This is a genomic window from Streptomyces sp. NPDC003248 (genome assembly GCF_055563235.1).
Map to the genome: position 1 here is coordinate 351,760 of NZ_JBVHDT010000002.1, position 16,375 is coordinate 368,134.

Consider the following 16,375-nt stretch of genomic DNA (forward strand, 5'->3'; position numbering starts at 1 on the left):
CGGGAGCGGTCACACGCCGTACCCGTCGCCGTATCCGTCGCGGTGGTGCCGGTCCGTCTCGACCACGGTGGTCGAGGCCGGCGGCACCATCACGCGGCGGCGCCGGGCGATGCTGCTGAAGGTCGTCACGCCGATCAGGCCGACGATCATCAGGATGACTCCGACCAGGTCGAGGTTGACCCCCTGCATGTCCCAGTCGGTCGCGAACGTGAGGATGGCTCCCACGGCGATGAGGATGATGCACCCGCCGAGGCCCATGAGTGTCGCCTCCCTGTCCGGTGTACCGGTCGTTCCGGTTCCCCGAACCCGTGTACCCCGGCGGTCGACGCCCATGCGGTGACGGATCCTCACGGACCGTCGGCCGGTGCTCCGTCGACGGCGTCTCAGCCCTCCAGGAAGGCCGTCAGGGCGTTCGCCAGCAGGTACGGGTCGTCCGCGCCGCTCAACTCCCGTGCGCTGTGCATCGACAGGATCGCCACGCCGATGTCGACGGTGCGGATGCCGTGCCGGGCCGCGGTGATCGGGCCGATCGTCGTGCCGCACGGCATGGAGTTGTTGGAGACGAACGACTGGAAGGGGACGCCCGCCTTCTCGCAGGCGGCGGCGAAGACCGCGCGGCCCGTACCGTCCGTGGCGTAGCGGTTGTTGACGTTGACCTTGAGGATGGGGCCGCCGTTGACGCGCGGGTGGTGCGTCGGGTCGTGCCGCTCCGCGTAGTTGGGGTGGACCGCGTGCCCGGTGTCGGAGGAGAGACAGACGGTGCCGGCGAAGGCCCTCGCCCGGTCCTCGTACGTCCCCCCGCGCGCGAACACCGAGCGCTCCAGGACGCTGCCGAGCAGCGGTCCGTCCGCGCCGGTGTCCGACTGCGAGCCGTTCTCCTCGTGGTCGAAGGCGGCGAGCACGGGGATGCAGGGGAGGTCGGTGCCGCCGGTCGCCACGGCCGCCAGCGCCGCCGTGCCGGCGTGCACGGACAGCAGGTTGTCCATGCGCGGCCCGGCCACCAGCTCCTCGTCGCGGCCCAGGTAGGCGGGCGGCTCGACGGAGTGCGTCATCAGGTCCCAGCCGGTGACCTGGTCGGCGGCGAGGCCGGCCGACTCCGCCAGGAAGGCGATCAGGTCGCCGTCGCGGACGTCGTTGCCCAGTCCCCACACGGGCTGGAGGTGGCGCTGCTTGTCGAGCTTGAGTCCTTCGCTGCTCACCGCGCGGTCCAGGTGGATGGCGAGCTGCGGCACCCGCAGCAGCGGCCGGCCGACGTCGATCAGGCGGGTGGAGCCGTCGCGCAGGGTGAGGCGGCCGGCGATGCCCAGGTCGCGGTCGAGCCAGGAGTTGAGCAGCGGCCCGCCGTAGATCTCCACGGCGACCTGGCGCCAGCCGTGCGCACCGGTGTCGGGCAGCGGCTTGACGCGCAGGTTGGGGGAGTCGGTGTGCGCGCCGACGATCCGGAAGGGGGTGTGCGGGGCGGCGCCCTCGGGGACGTACCAGGCGACGATGGCGCCCCCGCGCAGTACGTACTTCCCGCCGCTGGTCCCGTCCCAGGCGTCCGTCTCGGCGACCTGGCGGAACCCGGCCTTCTCCAGCCGTTCGGCGGCGTTCGCCACGGCGTGGTACGGCGACGGGCTCGCCGAGAGGAAGGACATCAGGTCGTCGGTGTGGCCGCGGTCGAAGGCCGCAGGAGTGCGCGAGGCACTTCCTGGAGGGGTGGCGCCGGAGGACGGGCGGGCAGGTTCGCTCATGGAGTTCACCTTAACGACGTACGAAAGCCCGCTCCTGGCGAAAGGAGCGGGCCCTCGTGAGGACGGTGTGCAGTTCGCGGCCGCCGCGGGTGCTTCACCGGGGCGGTGAGTCGGGTGCTCGCCCGGCCCGCCGCGCCTCGGGTGTCTCCCGGGGCGGTGGCTAGAAGGCTGCCTCGTCCAGCTCCATCAGGTCCAGGTCGACGCCCGAGGCCACCTTGCGGGCCAGGGTGACGCCCGGCAGGACGTTCGCCGCGAAGAACTTCGCCGCGGCGATCTTGCCGGTGTAGAACGCCACGTCCTTGGACGACACAGCCTTGGCGGAGGCCGTCTGAAGCTTCTCCGCCGCGACCGCCGCGCCCTTCAGCAGCAGGTAGCCGACGACCACGTCACCGGAGGCCAGCAGCAGGCGGGTGGTGTTCAGGCCCACCTTGTAGATGTTCTTGACGTCCTGCTCGGTGGCCGCGAGGTCGGTCAGCATCAGGCCGACGATCGCCTCCAGCTCCACGGCCGCCTTGGCCAGGTGCTCGCGGGCGCCCGCCAGCTCCTCGCCGCCGGTGCCGAGGGCCAGGAACTTCTTGATGTCCTCGGCGAGGGAGTTCAGGGCCGCGCCCTGGTTGCGGACGATCTTCCGGAAGAAGTAGTCCTGGCCCTGGATCGCCGTGGTGCCCTCGTACAGGGTGTCGATCTTGGCGTCGCGGATGTACTGCTCGATCGGGTACTCCTGGAGGAAGCCGGAGCCGCCGAAGGTCTGGAGCGACTGGGCGAGCTGCTCGTAGCCCTTCTCGGAGCCGTAGCCCTTGACGATCGGCAGGAGCAGGTCGTTCAGCGCGTGCTCGGCGGAGGCGTCCTCGTCGTTCGCCTCCTTCACCGCGATCGCGTCCTGGACGGAGGCGGTGTACAGCACCAGCGCCCGCATGCCCTCCGCGTACGCCTTCTGGGTGATCAGCGAGCGGCGTACGTCGGGGTGGTGGGTGATGGTGACCTTGGGCGCGGTCTTGTCCATGAAGTTCGCCAGGTCGGGGCCCTGGACGCGCTCCTTGGCGTATTCCAGCGCGTTGAGGTAGCCCGTCGACAGGGTGGAGATCGCCTTCGTGCCGACCATCATGCGGGCGAACTCGATGATGCGGAACATCTGGCGGATGCCGTCGTGCTTGTCGCCGATCAGCCAGCCCTTGGCGGGGTGGCGGTCGCCGAAGGTCATCTCGCAGGTGTTGGAGGCCTTCAGGCCCATCTTGTGCTCGACGTTGGTGGCGTAGACGCCGTTGCGCTCGCCCAGCTCGCCGGTCTCGGCGTCGACGAGGTACTTCGGGACGAGGAAGAGGGACAGGCCCTTGGTGCCGGGGCCGGCGCCCTCGGGGCGGGCCAGCACGTAGTGGAGGATGTTCTCCGACATGTCGTGCTCGCCCGAGGTGATGAAGCGCTTCACGCCCTCGATGTGCCAGGAGCCGTCCTCCTGCCGCACCGCCTTGGTGCGGCCGGCGCCCACGTCGGAGCCCGCGTCGGGCTCGGTGAGGACCATGGTGGAGCCCCACTGGCGCTCGACGGCGATCCGCGCGATCTTCTTCTGGACCTCGTTGCCCTCGTCGAAGAGGATCCCCGCGAAGGCCGGGCCGGAGGAGTACATCCACACGGCCGGGTTGGCGCCCAGGACCAGCTCGGCGTACGCCCAGATCAGGGACGGCGGGGCGGTGGTGCCGCCGATCTCCTCGGGCAGGCCGAGGCGCCAGTACTCGGAGTCCATGAAGGCCTGGTAGCTCTTCTTGAAGGACGCGGGGACCGGCGCGGTGCTGGTCTCCGGGTCGAAGACCGGCGGGTTGCGGTCGGCGTCGGCGAAGGACTCGGCCAGCTCGTTCTCCGCGAGGCGGGTCAGCTCCTCGAGGATGCTCTTGGCGGTCTCGGTGTCCATCTCCTCGAAGGGGCCGCTGCCGTACAGCTTGTCGCGGCCCAGCACCTCGAAGAGGTTGAACTCGATGTCGCGGAGATTCGACTTGTAGTGCCCCATGGCGACGGCTCCCGGATCCGTAGAGAGATCGGCGAGGCACTGGATCCTCGCGCTAGTTCACGTACCAACAAGTAGCTACGATGATGCTACCCGCCGGTAATAAGCCGCAACCCCGATCCCCGATCTGTGACGATCGCCGCGTTCCCGCAGCCCGAGGACGGCGCCCGCGCGGGCCGCGGGCGGGTTCCGCGCGGCGGGCGGGCGGGTTCCGCACGGGCCGTGGACGGCCTCCGCGTGGCCCGCGGGACGGCCTCCGCGTGGCCCGCAGGGCGGCCTCCGCGTGGCCCGTGGGCGGCTTCCGCCCGGCCCGAGGGCGGCTTCCCCGTGGCCGGTGGGCGGGTTCCGCCCGCCCTGCGGACGGCCTCCGCCCCGCCCTGCGGACGGCCTCCGCCCCGCCCCGCGGACGGCCTCCGCCCCGCCCCGCGGACGGCCTCCGCCCCGCCCCGCGGACGGCCTCCGCCCCGCCCCGGGGCGGGCTCTCCCTCCCCGGGGTCCCGCTTACTCCCGGGTGGCGCCGCGCCCGAACACCGCTCTCGGTACGCTTGCGCCCATGTACGGCTACGACCAGAACGTCGGCGCTCAGCAGCAGTACGCCCCGCCGCAGCAGCCCATGGGCGGCGGGTACGGCCAGCAGCCGCCCCTGTACCCCGAGCCGTCCCCGCCCTCGCTCGCGGACGCGGTGCGGGCCTTCACCACCGGGCAGTTGGCCGCCGAGGACTTCCAGCAGGTCTTCGCGACCTCGAAGGTCTACTGCCCGCGCGGCGACAACCCCGGCTTCCTCGCCCTGCACAACACCCAGCAGCCGGTGATCCCGATGTTCACCACGCTCAAGGAACTGCGCCGGTACGCCGGCAAGGAGTCCAAGTACTTCGTGATCACGGGTGCCGAGGTGCTCGACCTGCTGCCCACCGGCTACGGCTTCGTCCTCGACATGGAGGGCGAGCACCGGATGGTCTTCGACGCGAAGGCGGTCGAGCAGATGGTCGACTTCGCGATGCGCCGGATGTACGGCTGACGACCGACCGCACGTGCCGCACCGCCGCGGCCCGCCAGTGTCCGAGCCCGGAGGGAATGCCCTCCGGGCTCGTGTCGTTATGAGTGGCGGAAAGTTCAACGCTCAACTAAAGTGGGACGCACGTCGCCCAAGGAGGTACCGACATGCCCGCCGTGACCGTCGAGAACCCGTTGACGCTGCCGCGCGTGACCGCGCCGGCCGATGCCGTGGCCCGCCCCGTGCTCACCGTCACGACCGCGCCCAGCGGTTACGAGGGTGAGGGCTTCCCGGTGCGCCGCGCGTTCGCCGGGATCCACTACCGTCACCTCGACCCGTTCATCATGATGGACCAGATGGGCGAGGTGGAGTACGCGCCGGGTGAGCCGAAGGGCACCCCCTGGCACCCGCACCGCGGCTTCGAGACCGTCACCTACATCATCGACGGGATCTTCGACCACCAGGACAGCAACGGTGGCGGCGGCACGATCACCAACGGCGACACCCAGTGGATGACGGCCGGCTCGGGCCTGCTGCACATCGAGGCGCCGCCGGAGCACCTGGTCATGTCGGGCGGTCTCTTCCACGGCCTCCAGCTGTGGGTGAACCTGCCGGCCAAGGACAAGATGATGGCGCCGAGGTACCAGGACCTGCGCAGCGGGCAGGTCGCCCTGCTGACCTCGCCGGACGGCGGCGCGCTGATCCGCGTCATCGCCGGTGACCTGGACGGCCACCAGGGCCCCGGAGCCACCCACACGCCGATCACGATGATCCACGCGACGCTGGCGCCGGGCGCCGAGCTGACCCTGCCGTGGCGCGAGGACTTCAACGCCCTCGCCTACGTGATGGCCGGCAAGGGCTCGGTCGGCACCCAGCAGCGGCCGATCCACCTGGGCCAGACCGCCGTCTTCGGCGCCGGCTCCTCGCTGACCGTCCGCGCGGACGAGAAGCAGGACTCCCATACGCCGGACCTGGAGGTCGTCCTCCTCGGCGGCCGGCCCATCCGTGAGCCCATGGTCCACTACGGCCCGTTCGTCATGAACACCAAGGACGAACTCATGCAGGCCTTCGAGGACTTCCAGAAGGGCCGCCTGGGCACCGTCCCGGCCGTCCACGGGATGACGGAGAGCGGTCCCGAGGAGGCCTGATCCGCCGTCAGGCGTCGCCAGGCGTCGTCAGGCGTCGTCAGGCGCCGTCCGTCGCCGTCCGCCCGGGTGACACGCCGTCACCCGGGCGGACCGGCACGGAGGGACAACCGGGCGGGCACGTGATCCGCTGGAGGCGTGCGCCTGCTGCCCCTCCCCGTCCGCCGCCTCGCCGCCTGGTGCGCCGTCATCCTGCTCGTGTCGGGCGTCGTCTACGTCGGGATCCGGCTGTGCGTGGAGTTCCGGACGGCCGTCGTGCCCGTGCTGCTCGCGCTGCTCGGCACCGCGCTGCTCGGGCCGTTCCACCGGCGGCTCGTCAGGGCGGGCGTCAACCGGTCGGTCTCCGCCGCCGCCACCTGTGTGGCCGTCCTGGCGGTGGTCGGCGGGGCCGTGTACATCGTCGCCGCCGTGCTGGTCGACAGCGGGGACCAGATCATCGCGTCGCTGCGGGCCGCGGCGCGGGACCTCGCCCGGCACTTCGGGGCGGCCGGGACCTCACTGGAGGACCTCGCGTCCAACGCCAGGGAGCTGCTGGGCAAGTTCGGCGGGACCGCCGCCTCCGGAGTCATCAGCGGGGTCAGCGTCGTGGGCGAGAGCATCGCCATGGCCGTCCTCGCGCTGCTGCTCGTCTTCTTCTTCCTGCGCGACTCCGACCGGGCCGTCGGCGCCCTGCGGGCGGTCGCGCCGGACGGGGGCGCGGACACCGTGGAGGCCATGGCCCGCAAGGCGTTCCGCGCCGTCGAGGGGTTCATGCGGGGGACGACGCTCATCGCGTTCATCGACGCCGTGTGCATCACCGTCGGGCTGCTGGTCCTCCGGGTGCCGGGGGCCGCGGGACTCGGCGCGCTCGTCTTCGTCGGGGCGTACATCCCCTACCTCGGCGCCTTCCTCTCCGGCGCGGTCGCCGTGCTCGTCGCGCTCGCCGACCGCGGCTTCGTCATCGCGCTGTGGGCGCTCGGGGTGGTGCTCGCCGTGCAGGTGCTGGAGGGGCATGTGCTCCAGCCGGTGATCCAGAGCCGGACCGTGCAGATGCACCCGGCGGTGGTGATGCTGGCGATCACGGCGGGGGCGTCCGTCGCGGGGATCCTCGGCATGCTGCTCGCCGTACCGCTCACCGCGGCCGCCTTCGGGGTCGCGGACGAACTGCGGGAGCGCTATCCGGCGGCCGCCGACGAGAGCGACTCGTAGAGCTCGAACCAGATGCTCTTGCCCTCGCCCCGCGGCGCCACCCCCCACTTGTGGGCGAGGAGCTCGATGAGGACCAGGCCGCGGCCCGAGGAGGCCAGTTCCCCGGGGCGGCGCTTGTGCGGCAGGTCGTCGCTGCTGTCGGTCACCTCGAACCGCATCCGCCGCTTGCCGGGATCGCCGGTCACCTCGACGACCAGCAGCGCGTCGGTGTCGGTGTGCACGAGGACGTTCGTCAGCGTCTCGGAGACCAGCAGCACCGCCGAGTCGACCTGGTCCTCGGAGGGCCAGTCGTGCAGCAGATCGCGCACCTCCCGCCGGGCCTCGGAGACCCGCTCGGGCTCGGCCTGCGCCACCGTCATCATGGTGCGCCGCACCGACGGTCGCAGGGGCACGGCGGCGCCGAGGTCGCAGGTGCCTCCCTGGCGGCAGACGAGCAGGAGGGCGATGTCGTCCTCCCGCCGGTCGGCGAAGGGGCCGGGGGTGTGGTGGGACGACGGCCCGTGCACCGCCTGGACCAGTGCGTCCGCCAGCTCCTCCAGGCCGCCCTGGTGGGACTCCAGGATGTTGCGGACGCGCCGCCAGCCGGTGTCGAGGTCGTGCCCGCCGGTCTCCAGCAGCCCGTCGGTGCACATCATCAGCGCCTCGCCGGGTTCCAGGCCGAGGCGGGTGATCGGGTAGTCGGCGTCCGGGTCGACGCCCAGGGGCAGTCCGCCCGCCGTGGCGCGGACCAGGACGGTGCCGTCGGCCAGCCGGACCGCCGGGTCGAGATGACCGGCCCGCGCGGTCTCCAGGACCCCGGTCACCGGGTCGACCTCGACGTACAGACAGGTCGCGAAACGCAGGTCGGGGCCGGTGCCGGGCTCGCCGGTGTGGGTGAGGCCGTAGAGGAAGCGGGAGGCGCGGGAGAGGACGGCGTCGGGGCGGTGGCCCTCGGCGGCGTACGCCCGCAGGGCGATGCGCAGCTGGCCCATGAGACCGGCGGCGCGCACGTCGTGCCCCTGCACGTCCCCGATGACCAGCGCGAACCTGCCCCCGGGCAGCGGGATCATGTCGTACCAGTCGCCGCCGACCTGGAGGCCGCCGCCGGTGGGGATGTAGCGGGCGGCGAGGGTCATGCCCGGGATCTCGGGGCCGAGCGTGGGCAGCATCGTGCGCTGGAGGCCGTCCGTCAGCTCCCGCTGGGTCTCGGCGGCGCCCGCCCTGCTGAGGGCCTGGGCGAGCATGCGGGCCACGGTGGTCAGGACGGACCGCTCGTCGGGGGTGAAGGCCACCGGATAGGTGAAGGCGGCCATCCAGGCGCCCATGGGGCGGCCCCCCACGGTCAGCGGCAGGTACGCCCAGGACTGCCGGCCGTAGTGCGCGATCCGCGGCCAGATGAGCGGGTAGCGCTCCCGGTACTGCTCGGGCGAGGACAGGTAGACGGCCCGGCCGGTGCGTATCGCCTCGGCCGCCGGATAGTCCGTCCGCAGGGACAACTGGGTGAAGGGGATGTCGCCGGGCGGCTGTCCGTGGTGGCCGATGATCGTCAGCCGGTCGCCCTCCACCCCGAAGACCGTCAGGCCGTCCGGTGTGAAGCCCGGCATCGACAGCCCCGCCGCGACCCGCAGCACCTCCTCCGTGGAGCGGGCCTCCGCCAGCGCCCGGCCCGCGTCCAGCAGGAACGCCTCCCGGGAGCGCCGCCAGTCGCCGGTGACGGCGGTGCGGTCGGACGGGGTACCGGGACGCGGCTCGGTGACCTCCTGGAGGGTGCCGGTCAGCTCGTACGCCTTCTTCACCGGGTCGAACGACGGCTTGGACCGGCTGCGGACCACCCGCAGGGTCCGGCCCTGGTCGTCCACGATCCGGATGCGGACCTCGGCGAGGGTGCCCTCGGCGACGGCGAGCTGGATCACTCCGGTGATCTCGTTCCAGTCGACCGGGTGGATCCGGGCTCGGGCCCGCACCTCGGTGAGGACGGTCGCCTCGGCGGGCAGCCCGAGCAGCCGGGCGGCCTCGGCGTCGACCGTGACCAGCCCGGAGGCCGTGCTCCAGTGCCACAGGCCGGTCGCGAGGGAGGCGAGGACCTGCTCCACGGCGGGCAGGGGCTCACCAGTGCGCATTGCCCCACTTTAAGAACATGCGAACGACGTCTGCCACTGATCGTGGTCTGTGGGGTGTCCCCGGCCGACGGCTGATCATCAGCGCTGTAAGTGGGGAGAGGCGATGGTGGCCTGCCCGGTACGCTGGGGGTGTTTCACGTGAAACACCGGCCTGAAGCACTGGCCGATCCACAGACCCCGATCCGCGAAGACTGGATGAACGACGATGCATCGGTACAGGTCCCACACCTGCGGCGAGCTCCGCGCCTCTGACGTCGGCACCGACGTCCGGCTGAGTGGCTGGCTGCACAATCGGCGCGACCTGGGCGGCATCCTCTTCATCGATCTGCGCGACCATTACGGCATCACGCAGCTGGTCGCCCGTCCCGGCACGCCCGCGTACGAGGCCCTCGACAAGCTGACCAAGGAGTCGACCGTCCGGATCGACGGCAAGGTCGTCTCGCGTGGCGCCGAGAACGTCAACGCGGACCTGCCCACCGGTGAGGTCGAGGTCGAGGTGGCCGAGGTCGAGCTGCTCGGCGCCGCCCAGCCGCTCCCCTTCACCATCAACACCGAGGACGGGGTCAACGAGGAGCGGCGCCTGGAGTACCGCTTCCTGGACCTGCGCCGCGAGCGCATGCACCGCAACATCATGCTGCGCACGGCGGTCATCTCGGCCATCCGGCACAAGATGACGGCCCTCGGCTTCAACGAGATGGCGACCCCGATCCTGTCGGCGACCTCTCCCGAGGGCGCCCGCGACTTCGTGGTGCCCTCCCGCCTGAACCCGGGCAAGTTCTACGCCCTGCCCCAGGCGCCGCAGCAGTTCAAGCAGCTGCTGATGATCTCCGGCTTCGACCGCTACTTCCAGATCGCGCCCTGCTTCCGCGACGAGGACGCCCGCGCCGACCGTTCGCCGGGCGAGTTCTACCAGCTCGACGTGGAGATGAGCTTCGTCGAGCAGGAGGACGTCTTCCAGCCGATCGAGAAGCTCATGACGGAGCTGTTCGAGGAGTTCGGCAACGGCCGTCACGTCACCTCGCCGTTCCCGCGGATCCCGTTCCGCGAGGCGATGCTGAAGTACGGCTCCGACAAGCCGGACCTGCGCGCCCAGCTCGAGCTGGTGGACATCACCGACGTCTTCGAGGGCTCGGAGTTCAAGGCGTTCGCCGGCAAGCACGTGCGCGCGCTGCCCGTTCCCGCCGTGCAGGACCAGCCGCGGAAGTTCTTCGACCAGCTCGGTGACTTCGCGGTCTCGCTCGGCGCCAAGGGCCTGGCCTGGGTGCGCGTGGCCGAGGACGGTTCGCTGACCGGCCCGATCGCCAAGTTCCTCACCGAGGAGAACGTCGCCGAGCTGACCAAGCGCCTGTCGCTGGCCGCCGGCCACGCCGTGTTCTTCGGCGCGGGCGAGTTCGACGAGGTCTCCAAGATCATGGGCGCCGTCCGGGTCGAGGCCGCCAAGCGCGCCGGGCACTTCGAAGAGGGCGTCTTCCGGTTCTGCTGGATCGTCGACTTCCCGATGTACGAGAAGGACGAGGACACCGGGAAGATCGACTTCTCGCACAACCCGTTCTCGATGCCGCAGGGCGGCCTCGAGGCACTGGAGACCCAGGACCCGCTGGACATCCTCGGCTGGCAGTACGACATCGTCTGCAACGGCGTCGAGCTGTCCTCCGGCGCGATCCGGAACCACGAGCCGGAGATCATGCTCAAGGCCTTCGAGATCGCCGGCTACGACCGGGACACCGTCGAGGAGCAGTTCGCGGGCATGCTGCGCGCGTTCCGCTTCGGCGCTCCGCCGCACGGTGGCATCGCGCCGGGCGTCGACCGCATCGTGATGCTGCTGGCCGACGAGCCCAACATCCGCGAGACCATCGCCTTCCCGCTCAACGGCAACGCCCAGGACCTGATGATGGGCGCGCCGACCGAACTGGACGAGGCGCGTCTGCGCGAGCTGCACCTGACGGTGCGCAAGCCGCAGCCGAAGTAAGGCAAGCCTTTCGCATAGCGCCGTGAAAAGGGACCTGAAGTCGACGTCGATTTCAGGTCCCTTTCGCATGCGCGGCGGAAGAAGGCCGTTTTCTCAGCTCGCTGACAGGCTTCCTGCCTAGCTTCCAGCGCCATGACAGCGAAGGAACAGCCTCAGGAGCGCAACGAGAACACCGAGAACAACGAGTACAACGAGAACAACGAGTACAACGAGTACGACACGACCGATGCACTGACGCGCCGCAAAGTGGTGGCCGTGGGCGCGGGCGCCCTCGCCGTGGCGGGACTGGGCGGCAGCGCCTTCGCGACGAGCGCGTTCGCCGGTGACGGCACGAGAACCGCCGGCGACGAAGCCGACGCCGATCTCTGCTACCGGCTGACCTCGGAGACGGTCGAGGGCCCGTACTACATCGACGCCGACAAGATCCGCCAGGACATCACCGAGGACCGCGAGGGGATCCCCCTGCTGCTCAGCCTCAAGGTGATCGACTCGGAGACGTGCCGGCCGATCCGGAACGCGGCCGTGGACATCTGGCACTGCGACGCGGTCGGCGTGTACTCGGGGTACGAGGACCAGGGCAACGGCGGCGGGGGCGGCCCGGCTCCCACCGGCGAGCCCCCGACCGGCACCCCGACCGACGCCCCCACGGGCGCGCCTCCCGGCGGGGGGCACCAGGAACCGACGGACGACACCCGCTACTTGCGCGGCACCTGGCGGACCGACCGGCAGGGCCGGGTCGCCTTCCGGACGGTCTTCCCGGGCTGGTACCGGGGCCGCTGCGTGCACATCCACACCAAGGTGCACGTGGACGGCGAGTGGACCGACGCCGGGTACGAGGGCGGCCACACCTGCCACACCGGCCAGTTCTTCTTCGACGAGGAGTCGGTCCTCGCCTCCGCCGAGCTCGCCCCCTACAGCGGCAACACCGCCGAGCGGACCACGCTCACCGAGGACACGATCTACGACCAGAGCGGTGCGCAGGGCGGTCTGCTGAGGCTCCGCTACGACAAGGAGGACATCGGCAGGGGGGTGCGCGCGTCGCTGACGGTCGGGGTCGATCCGGAGGCGACGGAGGACGGCCAGGACACCCCGGGGACACCGGCTCCGAGCACCTCGCCCTCGGCCTCGGCGAGCTGACGGCACGCGCCCCTCCTCCCGGCCGCCCGCCCGGCGGCGCGCCCGACCGTCCGGACGGCCCTTCCCGGCATCTCACCGGCGCCCCACAGGTATCCCGATGGAGCCCACAGCGGCCTGTCGTCTCATGGTGGAGACGGAACGGAACCGGACGGAACCGGACGGAGCCGACGTGAGTCGGCACAGGTCTGCGCGCAGGGAGGAAGCCACCATGGGGCTCATGATCGTGATCGCGGTACTGCTGATCGCCGGTGCGGTCGCCGGTGCGGTCGCCGGTGTGGTGGCCCTGCGCCGGGCCGCACCCCGCCTCCGGCCGTCCGCGCACCTGTCCGACCTGGACGCCGAGGCGGAGGCGAACCAGTGGCTCGTCCGCCTCGGCGGCGGCCTCGTCCCCACCGACGTCCGCGCCTGGGCCGAGGCGGACGAGGCGGCGGGGCGGGCGTTGAGCCGTGCGGCTGAGTGCCACCGTACGGCTCGCGCCCGGCTGGCGGCGGCGCGGACGGCACAGGAGTACGGCGAGGTGACGCGGCTGGCCGGGGAGGGCCTGGACCACCTGCGCACGGCCCGCACGGCACTGGGCCTCGACCGGCCCCCGGCCGACGACATGACCCCGGCGACCGTCAGCCGCCCGGCCGCTGCTTAGGGCGCTCCCCTTTTCCCGTGCTTTACCCGGGACGGGAAATTGTTCAGGCCGTATGTGGATTTGGTGACGTGTTGTCGGCCGTCGGCCGAAAAGCTGTGTGTTTCCGGGTGGACGGCGCTGAATTCTGGGACTGCACAGGCCTTTCCCACGTCTCTGACAGGCCCGCCTCCTAGTTTCCTGGCCCATGACGGGAAACATTGAGAACGAGCAGGGACCCAAGCACAAACGCGATCTGACCCGCCGCAAGGTGGTCGTCGCGAGCGCCGGTGCGGCTGTGGCCGTCGGCGCGGGCGCCACGCTCGCCGCGGGTGCTTTCGCCGGGGAGAACGGCAAGGCGAAGAGCGCCTCGGCGACCAGCAGCGCCAGTGACTCCGAGGTCTGCTACCGGCTCACCTCCGAGACCACCGAGGGCCCCTACTACATCGACGCGGACAAGCTCCGCCAGGACATCACCGAGGACAAGGAGGGCATCCCCCTCACCCTCGACCTGAAGGTCATCGACTCCGAGACCTGCAAGCCGCTGCGGAACGTGGCCGTGGACATCTGGCACTGCGACGCGCTGGGCATCTACTCCGGCTACGAGAGCCTGTCCACGGGCGGAGGCGGCCTGCCGTCCGGCGCCCCCTCGGGCAGCCCCACCGGTGAGCCGCCGACGGGTGCGCCGTCCGGCGGGACCGGCGGTGGCGGCATCCACGAGGAGCCCACCGACGACGAGCGGTACCTGCGCGGCACCTGGAAGACCGACAAGCAGGGGCGGGTCACCTTCACGACCGTCTTCCCCGGCTGGTACCAGGGCCGCTGCGTGCACATCCACACCAAGGTGCACGTGGACGGCGAGTGGACCGACGCCGGGTACGAGGGCGGCCACACCTGCCACACCGGCCAGTTCTTCTTCGACGAGGAGTCGGTCCTCGCCTCCGCCGAGGTGGAGCCGTACTCCACCAGCACCACCGAGCGGACCACGCTCACCGAGGACACGATCTACGACCAGAGCGGCACCGCGGGCGGCCTGCTCACCCTCAAGTACGACAAGAAGAACATCGCCAAGGGGGTGCGGGCGTCGATCACCGTCGGCGTCGACCCGGACGCCACCCACGACGGCACCGACGACGCCGTCCAGCCGGGTGGCGGGGGCGCGACGGCGTCCCCGTCGTCCTCCGCGAGCTGATCCGGCACGGCGGTGCCGGTCCGACCCGCCGGCCGGTCCGGCCCGGCCGGTCCGGCGAGTCGACGCGGCCGGGGTGTGCGCCCCGGCCGCGTCGGCGTTCCACCGCCGGTCAGTTCTGACGGCCGCGCGCGTGACGCCCGTGACTGCGGCGGAAGTGGGCGACGACGGTGCGCAGGAAGCCGCGGGAGGTGGGCGGCGCGGGGGCGGGGGCCGGCGGCCGGACGTCCGGCAGCGGCACCTCCGGGAAGGCGACGATCACCAGGCGCCGGGAGGGGACGGCGGCCGCGGGGGCGGGCAGTGTCGGCACGGGCGTGCTCGGACGGACGGTCTGGTGCGTGGACGCGGTGAGGCCGTAGGGCGCGGTGTCATGGCTCGTGAACTCATGGCCGGCACCGGGACCGTACGACCCGTACGGGGCGTACGGGTCGTACGGGGCGTAAGGGTCGTAGGAGGGCCGGCTGAGGGCGAACGGTGTCGGGTCGTACGGCGCGTGGTCGTACAGCCCGTGGTCGTACGGCGCGTGGTCGTACGGCGCGGACGACCGGTCGTACTGGGCGGCCGAGTAGCCGTACTGCGCGTCCGGGTCCGCGAAGTCCGCGATGACGGCCTGGGGCGCGAGGCTGTTCCACGACGGCAGCGTGTGCGTGGCCGGCTGCTGCGCCGTCGTCAGCGCGGCGAGCTTGTCCCGCTCCTCCCGCAGGCTGACCAGGGCCCCCACCGCTTCCTCGCGGGCGACGTCGGCCCGCGTCGCCCGGTCGTGGGCCGCGGCCGCGTCGCCCTCCAGGCGCTTCAGACGGGCGGCGAGACGCGCCTGGTCCGCGCGGTGTGACAGTTTCTGACGTCGGCGTTCCTCACGTTCGGCGTCCGCGGCACGGGCCCGCTCCCCGAGCCGTGCGGCGTGGTCGCGGTAGGCGTCGAGCAGTTCGTCCGTCATGAACCGGTCGTACAGAGCCGGCGCGCGGCGCCGGAGCACCTCGACGTAGTCGAGCATGAGTGACTGGCGTTCCCGCGGGGACAGGGGCCGGCCGTCCCGCGCCAGCAGGTCGAGGAGGAGCGCGACCTCCCGGTGCCGCGGTGTCCGAGTGCCCTGGGCGACCGCTGACAGCGCGGCCGGCGTCACCCCGTCGTCCGGTTCCCCGTCGGCGAGCAGGGGGCGCAGCCTGCCGCCGATGTCGTCGAAGTCGCCGCCCAGCGGGGTGAGGACGCTCGCGCGCAGCCGGGCGGCGAACCGCTGGACGGCGGCGGTGGCCTCGGGGTCGGCCTCCGACGTCTCCTCCCGCAGCGCGTCGTACCACAGGGCCTCGATCCTGGACCAGACGCGCTGCTCCTCCTCGGGCGTGCCCCGGGTGCCGTCCAGCCGCACCAGGTGGAGCACGACGGCGCGGAGCGTGTCCAGTCTCGTCCGCTGCTTGGCGCGGAGGATGACGGAGATCGTCTGACGGCTGGCGGTCGCTTCCTTCTCGTCCGCTCTGACACGGTCTTCGATCCGGCGCAGCGACGGGTTTCCCGCGGACGCCCGCAGGGCCGCCACCTCCCGGGCGATGCGGTGCAGCGCGCCCTGTGGCTCCTGGTCGTCCGGCGCCCCTGCCGTCATGGCCGCGGCTCCTCCGCTGTGTCAAGGCTGTGTCAGATGAGAGGGCCAGAGCATCCCATATGTCAGCCGTTCGGCAGACGGCGCACGGGGGCGTGTGTCAGAGCGCGACGGCGGAAGATCTGCCCCGTCAGACGCGTCAGTGCCCCTGCCGGTGGGTGTCGACTGGAGAGACCGGCTGGTCATCGGCGGGCCGGTCGGCCGAGACCGGGCCGCGCTTCCTGCTGCCTGCTGGTCCGCGACGGCCCGGTCTCTCCCACCCACTTCATTCAAAGGGGCGATATGTTCAAGCTACGGCGGACGTGTGCGCGGGGGGCCGTTCCCCGCCAAAGCGGTGGCCGGGAGGCGGCTCTGCGGTACCGTTCCTCCCTCCTCTGCGCCCTCGGGCTCCTGTGGCTCGCCGCCGGGCCCGCGACGGCCGCCTCACCGGCGTCTCCCGCGGCCCCGACGCCGGCACGGTCCTCGGTGACGGCACCGGCCCCGGTGACGTCCGAGCACTCGCTGGTGCGCGACGCCCTGCCGGAGTTCCTCGGTTCGCTCGGTGCGGGTGTCCTGCTCGCCGTGGCGGGGGTCGCCGCCAACCGGATCAGGGCGCGGCGGGCGGCGGCGCGGGGCGAGGGCGAGACGCGGGGCGAGGGGGCGGCGCCGGGCGAGGGGGCTGCGGGGCCCGCGGCGCCGGACGCGGATCCGGCGCCGGGCGGGCGGTGAGCCG

13 protein-coding genes are annotated in these 16,375 nt (G+C 71.9%); 8 read left to right on the forward strand and 5 right to left on the reverse strand.

Annotated elements, in window-relative coordinates:
- Nucleotides 1–9: 9 nt before the first annotated feature.
- The 3 genes from ACZ3KJ_RS06920 to ACZ3KJ_RS06930 form a co-directional block, all read right to left on the reverse strand.
- Entirely contained in the window at nucleotides 10–258 is a 249-nt protein-coding gene (locus tag ACZ3KJ_RS06920) for a DUF6458 family protein (protein ID WP_467525199.1), read from the reverse strand.
- Between the two features lie 125 nt (nucleotides 259–383).
- Complete coding sequence (locus tag ACZ3KJ_RS06925) at nucleotides 384–1,733, reverse strand: M18 family aminopeptidase (protein ID WP_467525200.1); 1,350 nt, start codon at nucleotides 1,731–1,733, stop codon at nucleotides 384–386.
- A 160-nt stretch (nucleotides 1,734–1,893) separates the two neighbouring features.
- Nucleotides 1,894–3,735, reverse strand: a complete 1,842-nt coding sequence (locus ACZ3KJ_RS06930; protein WP_467525202.1) for an acyl-CoA dehydrogenase — start codon at nucleotides 3,733–3,735, stop codon at nucleotides 1,894–1,896.
- A 550-nt stretch (nucleotides 3,736–4,285) separates the two neighbouring features.
- On the opposite strand from ACZ3KJ_RS06930, the gene ACZ3KJ_RS06935 reads away from it, so the two are divergent.
- The 3 genes from ACZ3KJ_RS06935 to ACZ3KJ_RS06945 all read left to right on the forward strand — a co-directional run bounded on the left by ACZ3KJ_RS06935 (nucleotide 4,286) and on the right by ACZ3KJ_RS06945 (nucleotide 7,059).
- A complete protein-coding gene (locus tag ACZ3KJ_RS06935; protein ID WP_385069453.1) occupies nucleotides 4,286–4,750 on the forward strand; it encodes an SseB family protein in 465 nt (154 codons plus the stop codon).
- 143 nt (nucleotides 4,751–4,893) lie between these two features.
- On the forward strand, nucleotides 4,894–5,874 hold the full coding sequence (locus tag ACZ3KJ_RS06940; RefSeq protein WP_467525204.1) for a pirin family protein: 981 nt from the start codon (nucleotides 4,894–4,896) through the stop codon (nucleotides 5,872–5,874).
- A gap of 135 nt (nucleotides 5,875–6,009) precedes the next feature.
- Nucleotides 6,010–7,059 carry an AI-2E family transporter gene (locus ACZ3KJ_RS06945; RefSeq protein WP_467525205.1) on the forward strand — a complete coding sequence of 350 codons (1,050 nt, stop codon included), beginning with the start codon at nucleotides 6,010–6,012 and terminating at the stop codon, nucleotides 7,057–7,059.
- Here ACZ3KJ_RS06945 and ACZ3KJ_RS06950 read toward each other — a convergent pair.
- A complete protein-coding gene (locus tag ACZ3KJ_RS06950; RefSeq protein WP_467525206.1) occupies nucleotides 7,026–9,158 on the reverse strand; it encodes a SpoIIE family protein phosphatase in 2,133 nt (710 codons plus the stop codon). The two genes, ACZ3KJ_RS06945 and ACZ3KJ_RS06950, sit on opposite strands and share 34 nt — an antisense overlap.
- A 205-nt stretch (nucleotides 9,159–9,363) precedes the next feature.
- Between ACZ3KJ_RS06950 and aspS the strand changes: the two genes are divergently transcribed.
- The 4 genes from aspS to ACZ3KJ_RS06970 all read left to right on the forward strand — a co-directional run bounded on the left by aspS (nucleotide 9,364) and on the right by ACZ3KJ_RS06970 (nucleotide 14,072).
- Nucleotides 9,364–11,127 carry an aspartate--tRNA ligase gene (gene aspS / locus ACZ3KJ_RS06955; RefSeq protein WP_467525207.1) on the forward strand — a complete coding sequence of 588 codons (1,764 nt, stop codon included), beginning with the start codon at nucleotides 9,364–9,366 and terminating at the stop codon, nucleotides 11,125–11,127.
- 231 nt (nucleotides 11,128–11,358) lie between these two features.
- Complete coding sequence (locus tag ACZ3KJ_RS06960; protein WP_467525761.1) at nucleotides 11,359–12,264, forward strand: intradiol ring-cleavage dioxygenase; 906 nt, start codon at nucleotides 11,359–11,361, stop codon at nucleotides 12,262–12,264.
- Nucleotides 12,265–12,472: 208 nt separating this feature from the next.
- A complete protein-coding gene (locus tag ACZ3KJ_RS06965) occupies nucleotides 12,473–12,904 on the forward strand; it encodes a hypothetical protein (RefSeq protein WP_467525209.1) in 432 nt (143 codons plus the stop codon).
- A gap of 184 nt (nucleotides 12,905–13,088) precedes the next feature.
- Nucleotides 13,089–14,072, forward strand: coding sequence for an intradiol ring-cleavage dioxygenase (locus tag ACZ3KJ_RS06970; protein ID WP_467525211.1), 984 nt, complete (start codon nucleotides 13,089–13,091; stop codon nucleotides 14,070–14,072).
- Between the two features lie 109 nt (nucleotides 14,073–14,181).
- On the opposite strand, the gene ACZ3KJ_RS06975 is transcribed toward ACZ3KJ_RS06970, so the two are convergent.
- Nucleotides 14,182–15,666: a hypothetical protein gene (locus tag ACZ3KJ_RS06975; protein WP_467525212.1), complete on the reverse strand. Its 1,485-nt coding sequence runs from the start codon at nucleotides 15,664–15,666 to the stop codon at nucleotides 14,182–14,184.
- 462 nt (nucleotides 15,667–16,128) lie between these two features.
- On the opposite strand from ACZ3KJ_RS06975, the gene ACZ3KJ_RS06980 reads away from it, so the two are divergent.
- Nucleotides 16,129–16,371, forward strand: a complete 243-nt coding sequence (locus ACZ3KJ_RS06980) for a hypothetical protein (protein WP_467525213.1) — start codon at nucleotides 16,129–16,131, stop codon at nucleotides 16,369–16,371.
- Nucleotides 16,372–16,375: the final 4 nt, after the last annotated feature.